Source organism: Rossellomorea sp. ABR4_012 (assembly GCF_056159545.1).
The window spans coordinates 1,796,549-1,811,504 of sequence record NZ_JBSWVK010000001.1; the positions used below are offsets into that span (position 1 = coordinate 1,796,549).

At 42.2% G+C, this 14,956-nt stretch carries 12 protein-coding genes; 11 read left to right on the forward strand and 1 reads right to left on the reverse strand.

Annotated elements, in window-relative coordinates; all coding sequences use genetic code 11:
* Positions 1 to 3: 3 nt before the first annotated feature.
* From ACXAFV_RS08790 to ACXAFV_RS08815, 6 genes are all read left to right on the forward strand, one after another.
* Complete coding sequence (locus ACXAFV_RS08790; RefSeq protein WP_475125791.1) at positions 4 to 837, forward strand: TlyA family RNA methyltransferase; 834 nt, start codon at positions 4 to 6, stop codon at positions 835 to 837.
* A 731-nt stretch (positions 838 to 1,568) separates the two neighbouring features.
* Positions 1,569 to 2,018, forward strand: a complete 450-nt coding sequence (gene ahrC, locus ACXAFV_RS08795; protein ID WP_475126106.1) for a transcriptional regulator AhrC/ArgR — start codon at positions 1,569 to 1,571, stop codon at positions 2,016 to 2,018.
* Between the two features lie 195 nt (positions 2,019 to 2,213).
* Positions 2,214 to 3,920, forward strand: a complete 1,707-nt coding sequence (gene recN / locus ACXAFV_RS08800) for a DNA repair protein RecN (RefSeq protein ID WP_475125792.1) — start codon at positions 2,214 to 2,216, stop codon at positions 3,918 to 3,920.
* A 123-nt stretch (positions 3,921 to 4,043) separates the two neighbouring features.
* Positions 4,044 to 5,333, forward strand: coding sequence for a SpoIVB peptidase (gene spoIVB, locus ACXAFV_RS08805; RefSeq protein WP_475125794.1), 1,290 nt, complete (start codon positions 4,044 to 4,046; stop codon positions 5,331 to 5,333).
* Positions 5,334 to 5,899: 566 nt separating this feature from the next.
* Positions 5,900 to 6,679 (forward strand): sporulation transcription factor Spo0A, encoded by a 780-nt coding sequence (spo0A, locus tag ACXAFV_RS08810; RefSeq protein ID WP_446243551.1) that lies wholly within the window; start codon positions 5,900 to 5,902, stop codon positions 6,677 to 6,679.
* Positions 6,680 to 6,825: 146 nt separating this feature from the next.
* Complete coding sequence (locus ACXAFV_RS08815; protein ID WP_475125795.1) at positions 6,826 to 7,554, forward strand: glycerophosphodiester phosphodiesterase; 729 nt, start codon at positions 6,826 to 6,828, stop codon at positions 7,552 to 7,554.
* Between the two features lie 24 nt (positions 7,555 to 7,578).
* On the opposite strand, the gene ACXAFV_RS08820 is transcribed toward ACXAFV_RS08815, so the two are convergent.
* On the reverse strand, positions 7,579 to 7,818 hold the full coding sequence (locus tag ACXAFV_RS08820) for a DUF2627 domain-containing protein (RefSeq protein ID WP_475125796.1): 240 nt from the start codon (positions 7,816 to 7,818) through the stop codon (positions 7,579 to 7,581).
* Positions 7,819 to 7,956: 138 nt separating this feature from the next.
* Between ACXAFV_RS08820 and ACXAFV_RS08825 the strand changes: the two genes are divergently transcribed.
* The 5 genes from ACXAFV_RS08825 (at position 7,957) to lpdA (ending at position 14,899) form a co-directional block, all read left to right on the forward strand.
* A complete protein-coding gene (locus tag ACXAFV_RS08825) occupies positions 7,957 to 10,023 on the forward strand; it encodes a sigma 54-interacting transcriptional regulator (protein WP_475125798.1) in 2,067 nt (688 codons plus the stop codon).
* A 136-nt stretch (positions 10,024 to 10,159) separates the two neighbouring features.
* Entirely contained in the window at positions 10,160 to 11,065 is a 906-nt protein-coding gene (yqiS, locus tag ACXAFV_RS08830) for a phosphate butyryltransferase (protein ID WP_475125799.1), read from the forward strand.
* A gap of 41 nt (positions 11,066 to 11,106) precedes the next feature.
* Positions 11,107 to 12,204: a branched-chain amino acid dehydrogenase gene (bcd, locus tag ACXAFV_RS08835; protein ID WP_475125801.1), complete on the forward strand. Its 1,098-nt coding sequence runs from the start codon at positions 11,107 to 11,109 to the stop codon at positions 12,202 to 12,204.
* 144 nt (positions 12,205 to 12,348) lie between these two features.
* Entirely contained in the window at positions 12,349 to 13,455 is a 1,107-nt protein-coding gene (gene buk, locus ACXAFV_RS08840; RefSeq protein ID WP_475125802.1) for a butyrate kinase, read from the forward strand.
* Between the two features lie 19 nt (positions 13,456 to 13,474).
* The gene (gene lpdA / locus ACXAFV_RS08845) at positions 13,475 to 14,899 is read left to right on the forward strand and encodes a dihydrolipoyl dehydrogenase (protein WP_475125804.1); all 1,425 of its coding nucleotides are present in this window, start codon (positions 13,475 to 13,477) and stop codon (positions 14,897 to 14,899) included.
* Positions 14,900 to 14,956: the final 57 nt, after the last annotated feature.

Sequence of the window (14,956 nt, forward strand, 5' to 3'; positions counted from 1 at the left end):
TTTATGAAGGCAAAAAAACAACGATTAGACATACTCTTAGTTGAAAGAGGACTTATTGAAACAAGAGAAAAAGCAAAAAGAGCAATTATGGCAGGACTTGTCTATTCAAACGAAGAGAGATTGGATAAGCCCGGTGAGAAAGTAAGTGAAGATGCCCAGCTAACTATCAAAGGGAAAATGATGCCGTATGTGAGCAGAGGCGGACTGAAGCTTGAAAAGGCATTGAAGGTGTTTGATATTGACGTACAAGATAAAGTCATCATCGATATCGGTTCTTCTACAGGAGGATTTACGGACTGCGCTCTTCAAAATGGCGCGAAGATGTCTTATGCCATCGATGTCGGGTACAACCAGTTAGCCTGGAAGTTAAGGCAGGATGAGAGGGTTGTTGTAATGGAAAGAACCAATTTCCGTTACGTAACACCTGCTGATTTGCCAGGTGCTATGCCGTCTTTTGCATCGATTGATGTCTCGTTCATATCACTTTCATTAATTTTGCCGGTCCTAAGAACACTTCTGGTTCCCGGCGGAGATTGTATCGCACTGATCAAGCCTCAATTCGAAGCAGGTAAAGAACAAGTCGGTAAGAAAGGCATCGTACGCGATCCCAAAATTCATCATGCTGTTATTGAAAAAATCATAAGCTTAGCTGTGAGCGAAGGATATAACATCCATGGGTTGTCATATTCCCCTATTACCGGCGGAGACGGCAACATAGAATTTCTTATCCACATCCGTTGGCCAGGTGATGAAAGCGAAGGAAAATCCCTTCTCGCAGTCACTCCTCAACAAGTCATCGATGAAGCGCACAGTCAGTTTAAAGCTAATAATCAATAAATCGCGCAGGCTGCTCCAGGATGGGGCAGTCTGTTTTTATGGATTTTTTCACAATTTTTCACTTTGTAGAATGATTCAAGTTACATAAAGGGAACGCTTTTAAACAAATTAAAACCACAGAGTGAATTGGAGCTGCAGGCACTTGACTCCTGGAGGATAAGAGGAAAAGTCGAGACCCCGCAGACGGAACGTTGAGGAGGCTCGACTTCCTCCCCGGGGAATCTTGTGCCTGCAGCGGAAAGGAACGGTCTATGTTGCCCCTCCGCTTTTCATTGTCCAGCTCCGGGGCTTAGAGTCTCGAGACATAAGCCATAGCAGCCAAAAAGGCAAAAAGCGCCTTTATGGCTGCCCCGTCTTATGCTTGTCGCCTCTGAGCGAAGCCCCTCCGCTTTTCTTATTGTCCAGCTCCGGGGCTTAGAGTCTCGAGACATAAGCCGTGCCATCCAAAAAGGCAAAAAGCGCCTTTATGGCTGCCCCGTCTTATGCTTGTCGCCTCTGAGCGAAGCCCCTCCGCTTTTCTTATTGTCCAGCTCCGGGGCTTAGAGGCACGAGACATAAGCCGTGCCATCCAAAAAGGCAAAAAGCGCCTTTATGGCTGCCCCGTCATATGCTTGTCGCCTCTGGCAAGCCGCCTCCGCTTTTCTGTTGTACTTATCCATAAAATAGGCTACTATAAGCGTAGAGGTATAAATATACAGGTTTAATTCTAGGTAAGAGGTGTGAGTTCTATGATGAACAAAGGACAAAGACATATAAAAATAAGGGAAATCATTACAAATAGAGATGTTGAAACACAGGATGAGCTCGTTGACAGCCTTAAGAGCGCAGGCTTCAATGTGACGCAGGCCACGGTTTCGAGAGATATCAAAGAATTGCATTTAGTCAAAGTTCCATTGATGGATGGGAGATACAAATACAGCCTCCCAGCTGATCAGCGGTTTAATCCTCTTCAAAAACTGAAAAGAACCTTGACGGATGCATTTGTCAAGATTGATACCGCAGGCCACATGCTGGTCATGAAAACCCTGCCTGGTAACGCCAATGCGATCGGTGCTCTAATTGACAACCTGGACTGGGAGGAAATCCTGGGTACGATTTGCGGGGATGACACATGCCTGATCATTTGCAGAACAGAAGACGAAACGAAGGTCATAACAGAACGTTTTCTTGATATGTTATAAGACGCAGTTTTCATTATTGAAAATTAATCACATTCATTATACACGGGACGGGTGGAATCAATTTCACCCGCTTTTCAGCTTTTTAAAAGTAAATCGGTTTACAATAGCGGAAAAAAGGTTAGAACTCCATAAACCACATTTTTACACGATCACACAACTATAAATAAATACCTTATTAACTGAGGTGAATGTTACTTGTTACAAGAATTATCCATTAAAAATTTTGCCATCATCGACGCTTTGGCTCTGTCGTTTGAAGAAGGGTTGACTGTACTGTCTGGAGAAACAGGTGCAGGTAAATCCATCATCATCGACGCGATCCATTTACTTGTAGGAGGAAGAGGATCTGCAGAGTATGTACGTCATGGAGAGAAAAAAGCAGAGATAGAAGGTTTATTTATTCTCGATGAGGATACGCATCCTTGTTATGAAAAAGCTTCAAGTTTCGGCATCGAGATTGAAGAAGGAATGATTGTTCTCAGGAGAGAGATATCGAATAGCGGAAAAAGTGTCTGCAGAGTAAATGGTAAGTTAGTCACTATCGCCATCATGAGAGAAATTGGCGGGTCGTTAATTGATATACACGGGCAGCATGAGCATCAGGAATTGATGAATGAACATCTGCATTTGTCCCTTCTTGATCAATTCGGAGGTAAAGAAATACATGCTAATTTAGTCTCTTACCGGGAAATCTATAAAGAATACAGCACACTCTTCAAGCAATTGACCAGATTGAATGAAAATGAACAAGAGATGGCACACCGGTTGGATCTCATTACGTTTCAGCTGAGAGAAATTCAGGAAGCTGATTTGAAGCTGAACGAAGACGAAGAGCTATTAGAAGAAAAACGGAAGCTAATGAATTTCGAGAAGTTGTATGAAGCGCTTCAAACCTCATATAACAGTATCCAGGGGGAAGGAAAAGGGCTGGACTGGACAGGTCTGGCGATGAGTCATCTGGAAACAGCTGCCGATCTTGACAACCAGTATAAAAAAACGCTCGAGGCGGTATCAAATGCGTTTTATGTATTGGAAGATGCTGTTCATCAAATAAGGGGAGAGTTGGATCAGCTTGAATTTGAGCCAGATCGCTTAGACCTTATCGAAACCAGGTTAAATGAAATCAATGGTTTGAAGAGGAAATACGGGTCATCGGTCGAGGAAATTCTTGCATACGGTTCCAAGATCGAAGAAGAAATCGAAACGATCTTGAACAAGGATTCACATATTGCAGAACTGCAAAATAATTTACAGTCACTTGAGAAAGACTTAACCATAGAAGCAAAAAACCTGACACAGTCCAGGAAGAAATGGGCCAAGAAATTAACTGTAAGCATCCATGAACAATTAAAGCAGCTCTATATGGATAAAACAAAATTTGAAGTTCGTTTCAGCCGCAAAGAAGAATCATCATTCTCCTTCTCCCATTTCAAAAAAGAAGGATGGGATCAGGTGGAGTTTTATATTTCCACAAACCCAGGAGAACCATTGAAGCCACTTTCCAAGGTTGCTTCAGGAGGAGAACTTTCAAGAATCATGCTCGCACTTAAGACTATCTTTTCCAAACATCAAGGAATTACATCCATTATTTTTGACGAAGTGGATACCGGTGTAAGCGGAAGAGTGGCACAGGCCATTGCCGAGAAGATTTACCAGGTTGCTACCCATTCACAGGTAATGTGCATCTCCCATTTACCGCAGGTTGCTGCTATGGCTGACAGTCATTTGTTTATTTCCAAGAAATTGATTAAAGGCCGCACAAGCACATCTGTCAAGCGTTTGGAGGAAGGTGAAAAGGTAAAAGAAATTTCCCGGATGATTTCGGGTGTGGAAATTACCGATTTGACACAGGAACATGCAAAAGAGCTGCTGCAATTGGCAAGCTCCATAAAAGATACATGAAAAGCTATCCATACAGGGTAGCTTTTTTTCTTTATTACCAGTTATAAATACAGCTTTTAAAGGCAAAATTAAAACTGTAGCCAAGTAAGTGAGTGTGCAATTGAAGCGAGGAGAGTGAAAATAGTGAATTTAGACTGGTTAAGGAAATGTATAGGTGGAATTCTCCTTGTTTCGCTTTGTTTTTTTGGTTTTTATGAACCTGTTCAACAATTAGTCAAGATACCGAATTCGATCAGAGTAATGGAAGGGGATCAAGTTGCTCTCCCCAAGACTGCATCCGTTACTGCGATGAGTTCGTTTACCAATAAGAATGTACAAGTCGGTGAAGAGAAGGGACTACTGTCCATCCAGGGGAAATCGGTTGGGAAAGATGAAGTAGTCCTTGAATTGGCGGGACTACCCATCAAGAAAGTCAATGTGGAAGTACTGAAGGATTTCAAAGTCATTCCTGGCGGGCAATCAATCGGGGTCAAATTAAATACTGTCGGGGTGCTGGTGGTGGGCCACCATTTGGTAGACACTGCAGAAGGTAAAGTATCTCCCGGTGAAAAGGCCGGAATTCAGGTTGGAGATATGATCACTGAAATAAATGGCAAGAAAATTGAGCAGCTTGCAGATGTTGCTCCTTTTGTTCAGAAAGCGGGCGAAGATGCCAAAAGTATGGAAGTCGTCATCAAACGTGAAGATGAAATTGTAAAAACGTCATTGCTGCCCATGAAAGAAAAAGGGGAGGACGCGTATAAACTCGGATTGTATATCCGTGATTCTGCAGCCGGTATCGGAACGATGACATTTTTTGATCCTCAGTCCAAAAAATATGGAGCCCTGGGACATGTGATTTCGGATATGGATACGAAAAAGCCGATTGTTGTGGAAGATGGCGAAATCGTTCATTCCGAAGTGACTTCCATCGAGAAAGGCAGCGGGGGGAAGCCGGGAGAGAAACTTGCCCGATTTTCGGCAGACAGAAATGTGATTGGAAACATTACACGCAATAGTCCTTTTGGAATCTTCGGGGAGCTTAATCAATCGGTGGAAAATAATATTTTGGATAAGCCGATGCAGATTGCGCTGTCTCATCAGGTAAAAGAAGGACGTGCACAGATTCTTACGGTTGTGGATGGAAATAAAGTGGAGAAGTACGATGTTGAAATTGTCAGTACGATTCCTCAAAAATTCCCTGCCACAAAAGGGATGGTCATCAAAGTCACCGACCCTGAGTTATTAGAAAAAACCGGCGGGATTGTACAAGGGATGAGCGGGAGTCCGATCATTCAAAATGGAAAGCTAATCGGAGCGGTCACCCATGTATTTGTCAACGACCCGACAAGCGGGTATGGTGTTCACATCGAATGGATGCTGAGCGAGGCTGGGATCGATATCTATAAACAAAACCACGAAAGAGCAAGTTAACTTTTTCAAACCCTTGTATAGTGCCGGTACAAACGGTGCTCTAGAGGGTTCTTTTTTTATTTTACCAAGGCTCTTTAAGCATACTTTATGATTAAGGTTCAAAAGAAAGTGGGGATCTTTTTTAATTCTTCTCGCATGACTATGCATGAACTAGTTCTAGCTGTTAATTGGAATGCAAGACGAAGACTCCTGCGGGAGAAGTGCCTGATGTGAGATCCCACAGGAGCGCAGCGACGAGGAGGCTCACGGGGCACCCGCGGAAAGCGAAGTCTTGCATGGAAATTAACAGCGGTGATTTAAAGGATCTAAAATATCGTTACAAGCATTTGTAAGAACCCCGCAATATTGATAAAATAAAGATTATTCGACAAAAGTTCACTTGAATAGCGAAAGAGGTCGAAAAATAAAGGAAAACAAAGTAAATGAGAGAAAATAATATATTTTTTGGTATTTTTTAAAAAATAAAAGGATTTTTGGTTGCATTGTCGAAAAAGTAATTTAGAATAAAAATATAGACATGAATAATATTCACATGAATTAAAATGGATTCGAGGAGGAAACCTGTAGTGAAATCAATTAAAGTATGTGTCGTGGATGATAACCGGGAATTAACTTCTTTATTGGAAGATTACATTGCTTCACAGGACGATATGGAAGTAGTGGGAATCGCCCATAATGGTCAGGAGTGTCTGGACTTATTGGAAGAAGTGGATCCGGATGTATTGGTGCTCGATATAATCATGCCTCATTTGGACGGTCTGGCTGTACTTGAACGTATTCGTGAAAAGAAGAAGATCCCAAATGTGATCATGCTTACCGCATTCGGGCAGGAAGATGTAACGAAAAAGGCTGTTGACCTTGGTGCGTCATATTTTATCCTGAAGCCGTTTGATATGGAAAATCTCGTCAGTCATATTAGACAAGTGAGCGGAAAATCAAATCCAATCATCAAAAAACATTCCTCATCCAGATTAACTACAGAATCAAAACCTAGAAATTTAGATGCAAGCATTACAAGTATCATTCATGAAATTGGTGTCCCTGCACATATTAAAGGTTACCTTTACTTGAGAGAAGCCATTTCGATGGTATACAACGATATCGAGCTGCTTGGGTCCATCACAAAAGTTCTTTATCCTGATATTGCAAAGAAATACAATACTACGGCATCCCGTGTGGAACGTGCAATCCGCCATGCCATTGAAGTCGCATGGAGCCGCGGGAACATAGATTCGATTTCTTCATTGTTCGGTTATACAGTAAGCATGTCTAAAGCGAAGCCAACCAATAGTGAGTTTATTGCCATGGTAGCGGATAAGCTGAGGCTTGAGCACAAAGCTTCCTGAAAGGATAAGTAACTAAATAGAACGAATGAACCCGATGAATCCATGATTTATTGGGTTTTTTATTTCTTTCCGCCTATGTTTATACATATAATGAAGAGGAAATAGGGTAGTCATAGTAACAAAAACTAACACGGGAAGTGAAGCGCGTGACGTTAATATTTGCACACAGGGGATCAGCTGGGACCCATCCTGAAAATACAATGGATGCTTTCTTGGAAGCCGATAGAGTGGGTGCGGACGGAATAGAACTCGATGTTCAATTGACCAAAGATGGTGAAATCGTGGTCATTCATGATGAAACTGTTGACCGTACTACAAATGGTAAAGGATATATAAAAGATTACCATTTTAAGGACCTCAGAAAATTACATGCGAATTATACATTTAAAAAGAAATTCTTCAATAAACAAAAAATCCCGACGCTTAATGAAGTGTTTGACTGGATGAAGGATAACAGCCTTATTTGTAATATAGAGTTGAAAAACAGCATCATGGATTATCAAGGACTGGAAGAGAAGGTCATTCAATTGATCAACAGATATAACTATTCAAACCGTGTCATTATATCTTCTTTCAATCATTATTCCATAGTGGCATGCAGACGTCTTGATCCGTCGATAGAAATTGCACCTTTGTACTCCACTGGTCTATATATGCCATGGGTCTATGCCAGGTCCCTCGGAGCAAAGGCGATACACCCTAATCAGAAAGTGGCAACGGATGATATCATTGCAGAGTCGATGAAAAATGGAATCGCGGTCAGACCCTATACTGTCAATAAAGCACATCAGCTTGAGCGGCTGTTCAATGTCGGCTGCTCGGCAATCGTCACCGATTATCCTGAAAAGGCAATCAAAATGAGAGCAGAGCTCTAATAAAAAGCTAGCGTGAAATTCACGCTAGCTTTTTTTATTGAAACGGTCCTGCACTTTGTTTCGTTTCCTGTCTCGATGGAGCACAAATCCTGCGATGAACCCCAGACCTGCTAAAAAGAATACCAACCCTATAATAAATTGCAGTCCCAAAAATGGAATGGGAGGCTGCAGAATGCCGAATAGCATATCTCTCATTAACTTGATACCGAGTGCTGCCAGTGCACCAGGGATCAGCATGATAATTAATGCAATAATACGTACCATTATGGACATATCTCCTTTTTTTCTCACTACTAAAAATTCTAACTTCATCTAGAAAATTGTCAAGTTGTACAACAGTGTTGTAAAATATACATTGGATATGAAATAAATTGCAGATATCCAATGATGGGGTGAAAAAAATTGCAAAAGGTTCTAATCATCGGTGGAGGTAAAGGTGGTACCGCCATTTTGAAAATCCTCCATGAAGTCTCCTTGATGAAAGTGGTTGCCATAACGGATCTGAACGAAGATGCGATGGGGCTTCGTCTGGCAAAAGAATGGGGAATTCCGAACGGCAGCGATTGGAGAGAATTCCTGCATGATTCTGTTGATATCGTGATTGAAGTCACTGGGGATCGAAAAGTTTTTGAAGACGTTAGAGAAGTAAGAGGGAAAAACACTGTTCTCATACCAGGCAGCGTCGCATTTCTAATATCTAAACTTCTGGAAGAAAAAGAAGATCTCATCCATCAATTGACGAGTGAGTCATTTAAACGGGATTTGATTTTTAATTCGACTGATGATGGAATGGTCGGCATAGATGCTAAAGGAATTGTCATGCTGTTCAATAAAAGTGCTGAACGTATGATAGGTAAAAATAATGAAAATGTAATTGGGAAACATATCAATGACGTGATACCTGAAAGTAAGCTCACCACGACCCTTGAAACCAGACGAACCGAGATTAATCAGGAAGTGGTACTGGAGAATGGATTGAAAATCATTTCCAATCGTATCCCGATGATTACGGAAAATGAAGAGGTAATCGGGGCATTCACTGTCTTCAAGGATATTACAGAAGTCGTGAATCTGGCAGAAGAAATAACGAATCTGAAAGAAATCCAGACCATGCTTGAAGCCATCATACATTCAAGTGATGATGCGATTTCAGTGGTTGACGAAGAAGGAAAAGGCATCATGATCAATCCTGCTTATACGAGGATTACCGGGCTGACCCGGGATGAAGTCATAGGAAAGCCTGCTACCACAGATATTTCAGAAGGTGAAAGTATACACTTGAAAGTACTCCAGACAAGAAGGGCAATCCGTGGAACGAAGATGAGAGTGGGACCGAAACGTAAAGAGGTCATCGTGAATGTCGCTCCAATCATAGTAAACGGTAAGTTGAAAGGGAGTGTCGGTGTTATACATGACATGTCGGAAATTCAGTCCCTGACACAGGAACTGGACAGGGCCAGGAGGATCATCCGTACTCTTGAAGCCAAATATATGTTTGAGGATATCATTGGGGATTCCGAGGAGATGCAGATTGCAATCGAACAAGCGAAACTGGGAGCGAAAACCCCTGCAACGGTCTTATTGAGAGGGGAGTCGGGAACGGGAAAGGAATTATTTGCACACGCCATACATAATGCAAGTAACCGTAAATTCAATAAGTTCTTGCGTGTGAACTGTGCTGCCTTATCAGAAAGCTTGCTTGAAAGTGAATTGTTCGGATATGAAGAAGGTGCTTTTTCAGGTGCAAAGCGCGGAGGGAAACGGGGGTTATTCGAAGAAGCTGACAAAGGCAGTATTTTTTTGGATGAAATCGGTGAACTCAGTGCCAATACCCAGGCAAAATTATTAAGGGTGCTGCAGGAAAATGAAATCGTCCGAGTCGGCGGGACGAAATCCATCAGCATAAATGTACGTGTGATTGCTGCAACAAATGTCAATTTGGAAAAAGGGATTGCTGACGGATCCTTCAGGGAGGACCTGTATTACCGTCTGAACCGGATGCCGATTCAAATCCCTCCGCTCAGAAACAGAAAGAGGGACATCCCTCTTATTACTGAAAGTCTGATCACCAAGCTCAATCAGGATTACGGAAGAAATGTAGATGGAATTACTGATAGTGCAGTAAACAGGCTGATGGAATATCACTGGCCAGGAAATGTAAGGGAACTTGAGAACGTTCTTGGCCGGGCGATGATTTTTATGAAATATAATGAAACGACAATAGACTTGCATCACCTTCCCCCGCTGGAAAGAACTGCAAAAGACGATGCAGGTAAAAAGACCGGAACTGTCCAGGTTGCAATGGATTTAAATTCTCAGCTTGAAAAATATGAAAAAAAGATAATTCAAGAAGTTTTAGAGCAGAATAATGGTAACAAAACAGCTGCTGCAAAAAAATTGAATGTTTCAGTCAGGAATTTGTATTACAAGCTTGAAAAATATAACATTGAAATAAATAGCATGAAATAAATTGCATGGTGTGAAAAAAAATGCACAGTCGTGTAACTTAAAATGAAGCGTTTTCAAGGATTAAAAAGTTGGCACGATTCTTGCATGTATTTAAAGTGGGAACAAATTTTTATTGAAGGGGTTGAAATATACATTCATGAATCTACAGTCTTTAGTGGAAAAAGCAACCCAAAAAGAACACTCTGTTGTAGCTGTAGCGGCGGCAGAAGATAAAGAAGTGCTTGGGGCTGTCGGTATGGCAGTAGACAGAGATATGGCAGAATTTATTTTATTTGGAGATAAAGAAAAGATTGAAGCCATAATAGAAGAAAATGTACCGCATTTAAAGTCGAACGGTGCGGTGAAAATTAAACATGCAGCTTCACCTCTGAAAGCAGCTGAACTGGCTGTGAAAGCTGTCAGGGAAAACGAAGCAGGTGCCTTGATGAAAGGAAATGTCCCTACTGCAGTTATTTTAAAAGCTGTATTGAATAAAGAATGGGGTCTTCGCACTGGAAATGTGCTTTCGCATGTAGCGGCTTTTGAAGTGTCTGGCTTTGATAAACTGGTGTTTGTGACAGATGCCGCAATGAATATCACACCTGATTTGAATCAAAAGACTCAAATCATTGAAAATGCAGTCAGTGTTGCATCTTCAATAGGTGTTGCGCTGCCTAAAGTGGCGCCGCTTGCTGCAGTGGAATTAGTGAATCCAGCCATGCAGGCGACTCTGGATGCTGCCTCACTTACGATGATGAGTAAAAGAGGTCAAATTAAAGGTTGTCTAGTTGATGGTCCGCTTGCTCTTGATAATGCCATCTCTCACCATGCAGCAGAACATAAAGGGATTCAGAGTGAAGTAGCTGGACAAGCAGATATTTTACTTGTCCCGAATATTGAAACGGGAAATGCTTTATACAAATCACTCATTTACTTTGCCAAAGCAAAAGTAGGGGCTGTGATTGCCGGGGCAAAAGCACCGATTGTGTTAACATCCAGAGCGGACAGTGCCGAAAGTAAATTATATTCACTCGCACTGGCAATATGCTCTGCCGATAATTAATTGTTTAAACAATACTTAATGATCCTGGGGAGGAATTCAAAATGAAAATTTTTAGCTATATGGAAAACTACGATTATGAGCAATTAGTATTTTGTCAAGACGAAGTATCTGGTTTAAAAGCAATCATCGCGATTCATGATACGACTCTTGGACCTGCACTTGGCGGAACACGCATGTGGACGTATGAATCAGAAGAGGCGGCCATTGAAGACGCTCTTCGCCTAGCAAGAGGAATGACTTACAAGAATGCTGCTGCCGGCCTTAACCTTGGCGGAGGGAAAACAGTTATCATCGGTGATCCGCGCAAAGACAAAAATGAAGAAATGTTCCGTGCATTCGGACGTTATATCCAAGGTCTGAATGGCCGCTACATTACAGCTGAAGACGTAGGTACCACTGTGGCTGATATGGACCTGATCCATGAGGAAACGGATTATGTAACTGGTATTTCACCGGCATTCGGTTCATCAGGAAACCCTTCTCCTGTAACGGCATACGGCGTATACCGCGGTATGAAGGCTGCTGCTAAAGAAGCGTTCGGAACGGATTCACTTGAAGGTAAGACGATTGCCGTTCAAGGTGTTGGGAACGTTGCATACAACATGTGTAAACATCTTCATGAAGAGGGTGCAAACCTGATCGTGACAGATATCCATAAAGAGTCTGTAGACCGTGCAGTAAACGACTTTGGTGCAAAAGCAGTTGATCCATCTGACATTTACAGTGTAGAGTGTGACATTTTCGCACCATGTGCCTTAGGTGCAATCATCAACGACGATACAATTTCTCAAATCAAGGCTAAAGTAATTGCCGGGGCTGCAAATAACCAATTAAAAGAAACCCGCCATGGAGATGCCATTCATGAGATGGGCATCGTTTATGCTCCAGATTATGTCATCAATGCCGGGGGCGTAATCAATGTAGCTGACGAACTATACGGTTATAACAGCGAAAGAGCAATGAAAAAAGTAGAACAAGTGTATAACAACGTTGAGCGAGTAATTGAAATTGCAAAACGTGATAACATCCCAACTTATGTAGCTGCAGATCGTATGGCAGAAGAAAGAATTGAAAAAATGCGCCGTTCAAGAAGCCAATTCTTACAAAACGGACAACATATTTTAAGCAGACGCGGATAAAAATACAGGACGCTTGACTTCTTCGAAGTGAAGCGTTTCTTACCTGGTAACAAGGTATAGATGGGAACAAGGGGTTATCTGTCATAGGGGGAAATTTCAATACAGAACAACACAATTACAGCTACCCAAATGGAGGTAACAGCAGTGCAGGAAACGAAACATCGAATATTAGTCATAAATCCCGGATCGACATCAACAAAGATTGGTGTGTTCGATGATGATCGATCCATTTTTGAAAAAACGATCCGTCATGAAACGGAAAAGATAAATGAATTTCCAAATATCATCGATCAATATGAGTTCCGTAAAAATACGATTCTTCAAACGCTGGATGAAGAAGGCATCAACATCAGTAAATTAAGTGCAGTCTGCGGCCGCGGCGGTTTGTTAAGACCGATTGAAGGCGGGACATATTTAGTGAACGATGAAATGCTTAAAGATCTCAGAGAGGGTTTTTCAGGTCAACACGCTTCCAATCTTGGCGGCATTTTGGCTTTTGAAATTGCATCTGGCCTGAATATCCCTTCCTATATTGTCGATCCCGTCGTGGTAGACGAGCTTCAGCCTTTGGCGAGGATATCAGGTTTTTCTTTGATCGAAAGAAAAAGTATCTTTCATGCATTAAACCAAAAAGCTGTAGCAAGAAGAGTCGCGAAGCAATTAAGTAAAAAATATGAAGATCTTAATTTAATCATTACTCATATGGGCGGCGGTATCACTGTCGGTACTCATCAAAATGGAAAAGTGGTCGATGTGAACAATGGTTTGCATGGAGACGGTCCATTCAGTCCTGAAAGAGCAGGTACAGTACCTGCAGGGGATCTGGTCGATCTATGTTTCTCTGGAGATTATTATCGTGACGAAATCATGAAGAAGCTGGTCGGACAAGGCGGACTGGTGGGGTATCTCGGTACAAGTGATGCTGTAAAAGTAGAGAAAATGATTGAAAACGGTGATGAAAAAGCGAAAAAAGTATACGATGCAATGGCTTATCAAATTGCGAAGGAAATCGGCTCCGCAAGTGCGGTGTTGAACGGTAAGGTCGATGCCATCGTGTTAACTGGCGGACTAGCATATGGTAAAGAATTCGTCAAGGCAATCAGTGAACGTATCAATTGGATAGCAGATGTGATTATTCATCCTGGGGAGAATGAACTGCAGGCATTGGCTGAAGGTGCACTAAGAGTCCTGAAAGAGGAAGAAAGCTATAAGGTATATCCAGGTACGGTAAAAGAAGAAGCAACAGTATAAGATTGAGGAGGATGCAGCATTGTCACAAGAATATGATTTAGTCATTCTAGGCGGGGGAACAGGCGGTTATGTTGCCGCTATCCGCGCATCACAATTAGGTTTAAAGACAGCAATCGTTGAAAAAGGAAAGCTTGGGGGGACATGTCTCCACAGAGGGTGCATTCCGAGTAAAGCGCTTTTACGAAGTGCGGAGGTTTATGCAACTGCGAAGCACAGTGACAGCTTCGGTGTGAAAATCAACGGAGTGGAGCTTGATTTCGAAAAAGTTCAATCCCGAAAGGATGGGATTGTTGAACAGCTTCATAAAGGTGTTCAGCACTTAATGAAACAAGGAAAGATCGATGTATATGAGGGGATCGGCCGCATCCTTGGCCCTTCTATTTTCTCTCCGATGCCAGGTACGATTTCAGTTGAGATGAACAACGGTGAAGAGAATGAAATGCTGATTCCGAAAAACGTCATCGTAGCAACAGGTTCACGGCCTCGTTCGCTGCCAGGTCTTGAGATTGACGGAGAATACGTCTTATCTTCAGACGAGGCACTGTCACTTGAACAGCTGCCGAAATCAATCATCATTGTCGGAGGCGGTGTGATCGGTATCGAGTGGGCATCCATGTTATCGGACTTTGACGTCGAAGTGACAGTGGTTGAGTATGCAGACAAAATCGTACCGACGGAAGATCATGAAATTTCAAAAGAAATGCAGCGTTTAATGAAGAAAAAAGGTGTGAAAATCGTAACGGGTGCAAAAGTGCTTCCGGAATCCTTACAAAAAGGTGATGGAACTGTAACGATCAATGCTGAACATAAAGGCGAAGAGAAATCATTCACTGCTGACAAGATCCTTGTTTCAGTTGGGAGACAAGCAAATGTAGAGGGAATTGGCCTTGAAAACACCGATATCAAAGTGGAAAAGGGCTTTATCGAAGTAAATGATTTCTTCCAAACAAAAGAATCGCATATTTACGCCATTGGTGATGTCATTGGCGGTCTTCAATTGGCCCATGTCGCTTCTCATGAAGGTATTACAGCTGTCGAGCACTTGGCAAATGAAAACCCGCATCCAATTGATTACTCACTTATTTCAAAGTGTATTTACAGCAGCCCGGAAATTGCCAGCGTAGGAATGACCGAACAAGAGGCGAAGGAAAAAGGCTTCGAACTCAAGGTAGGAAAATTCAGCTTCAGAGCCATCGGGAAAGCACTTGTATTCGGTGAATCTGATGGATTCGTAAAGATCATTGCCGATAAGGAAACTGACGATATCCTTGGCGTCCACATGATAGGTCCTCATGTAACAGATATGATTTCTGAAGCAGGACTTGCACGTGTTCTGGATGCAACACCATGGGAAATCGGTCATACCATTCACCCGCACCCATCTCTATCAGAAGCTATTGGAGAAGCTGCACTAGCAGTAGATGGAAAAGCGATTCATTCATAATTAATCACAACTTATTCAGGGGGAGAACCCTACTCCCCCATATAAAGACTTTAACCC